The sequence below is a fragment of the Mycobacterium sp. genome (genome assembly GCF_019243155.1).
GTDB lineage: Bacteria > Actinomycetota > Actinomycetes > Mycobacteriales > Mycobacteriaceae > Mycobacterium.
This window is the reverse complement of record NZ_JAFAUS010000322.1, coordinates 1-2,114: the sequence shown is the minus strand read 5'-3', so window position 1 is coordinate 2,114 and position 2,114 is coordinate 1. Positions and strand designations below refer to the sequence as shown.

The window sequence follows — 2,114 nt, the reverse complement described above, 5'->3', positions numbered from 1 at the left end:
GCCTCGTTCATGTCGACTTCGGCGTCGCCGCGCTGTTCCAGCGAGGTGACGTACTCGGCCAGGTCCTCGTCCTCGGTGGCCATCTCGGTGACCGCCAGCTCCCACTCCTCGGCCTCGCTCGGCAGGTCGGCCAGCGGGACCTCGATGTCGAGCACGTCTTCTACGCGGCGCAGCAAAGCCACCGTCGCCTTGGGGTTGGGTGGCTGCGACACGTAATGCGGCACCGCCGCCCAGAACGTCACCGCCGGGATGCCAGCGGCCACGCAGGCGTCCTGAAACACGCCGGCGATGCCGGTGGGGCCCTCGTAGCGGCTTTCCTCGAGCCCGAACCGCTTCGCCGATTCGGACGAGTACGCCGCCCCCGAAACCGGAACCGGCCGGGTGTGCGGGGTGTCGGCCAGTAGGGCTCCCAGGATCACGACGGTGTCCACGTTGAGCTTGTCGGCGATTGCCACCAGTTCGGCGCAGAAGGTGCGCCAGCGCATATTCGGTTCCACCCCGTGCATCAGCACGACGTCGCGGTCGCTGCCCGGCGGCCGGCAGTGGGAGATCCGCATCGCCGGCCACACCAGCTCACGGGTGACCCCGTCCACTTGCCGGATGACGGGGCGATTCACCTGGTAGTCGTAGTAGGCCTCGTCGTCGATCTCCAAGATCGGGTCGGCTTCCCAGATGGCCTCGAGGTGTTCGAGGGCGTCGCTGGCCGCGTCGCCGGCGTCGTTCCAACCCTCGAACGCCGCGACAACGATGGTGTTGTGCAGTTCAGGCAAAGCGGCCTTCCCATCTGGCAAGCCAAAAGGGGGGCCATCGGGCGGGGTCACAGAATCAGGGTACGGCCTCGCGCCGGGATGTTCGGGCTTGCCTGGCAGCGAACTGTCAACCACTGGGCGGATTCCATAGGACGACTATCCTTGTGGCGTGACTGCCGCCGACAAAGCGGCGCCGACGCGGTCGAGGCGAAATACGTCCGGCTGCGAACTGGTTAACATGGGTAACGACATTGCTGACAAGATCCGCTGCGATCGCCAAAGCGGGTCAGGTCGAGCTGGGCGTCCAGGCGTCGGGTGACGACGTAGACTTTCCTGGTCGAGAGGCGTTGCAACGGTTAGTGGGGGGCCGGGTCCCTGCCGATAACCGCCACGCTCGGCAGAGTCAAGGACGCCTTCCGCTACGGAAGGAACGCACGTGACCGCCTCGGAGACAAACGAAGCGTCAAACTTCGCGCCCAACATCCGCCCCGACTGCACCGACGAACTGAAGGCTGCACTCGGCCGGCGGATCATGGTGATCGACGGTGCGATGGGCACGGCGATCCAGCGGGACCGCCCGGACGAGGCCGGCTACCGCGGCGATCGGTTCACGGAGTGGCCGACCGCTCTCCAGGGCAACAACGACCTGCTCACCCTGACGCAGCCGCAGATCATCGAGGGGATCCACCGCGAGTACCTCGAGGCGGGCGCCGACATCCTGGAGACCAACACGTTCAACGCGAACGCGATCTCGCTCTCCGACTACGACATGGCGGACCTGGCTTACGAGCTGAACTACGCCGGCGCTGCCCTGGCCCGCAAAGCGGCCGACGAATTCAGCACCCCGGAGAAGCCCCGCTACGTCGCCGGCGCGATCGGGCCGACGACGCGGACGGCGTCGATCTCGCCGGACGTCAACGACCCCGGGGCCCGCAATGTCTCTTACGACCAGCTGGTCGCCGCCTATCTCGAATCCGCCAGCGGCCTGGTCGACGGGGGTGCCGACCTCCTCATCATCGAGACGATCTTCGACTCGCTGAACGCCAAGGCGGCGGTGTTCGCCGTCGAGACGCTGTTCGAGCAGCGGGGACGCCGCTGGCCGTTGATCATCTCGGGCACCATCACCGATGCTTCCGGGCGGACGTTGTCCGGTCAGGTCACCGAGGCGTTCTGGAACGCGATCAGGCACGCGAAGCCGATCGCGGTCGGCCTCAACTGCGCCCTGGGTGCGCCGGAGATGAGGCCCTACATCGCCGAGATGTCGCGGATCGCGGACACCTTCGTCTCCTGCTACCCGAACGCCGGCTTGCCGAACGCGTTCGGCGAGTACGACGAGTCGCCGGAGCGGCAGGCCTCCTACATCGC

General features: G+C 66.9%; 2 protein-coding genes. One reads left to right on the top strand and one right to left on the bottom strand.

What is annotated here, in order from left to right; all coding sequences use genetic code 11:
• Nucleotides 1–821: PAC2 family protein (locus JOZ00_RS16310; protein WP_293345330.1), on the bottom strand; the 821-nt coding region annotated here is incomplete at its 3' end.
• A gap of 364 nt (nt 822–1,185) precedes the next feature.
• Between JOZ00_RS16310 and JOZ00_RS16305 the strand changes: the two genes are divergently transcribed.
• Nucleotides 1,186–2,114, top strand: a 929-nt coding sequence (locus JOZ00_RS16305; RefSeq protein WP_293345328.1) for a homocysteine S-methyltransferase family protein, incomplete at its 3' end; no start/stop codon positions are given.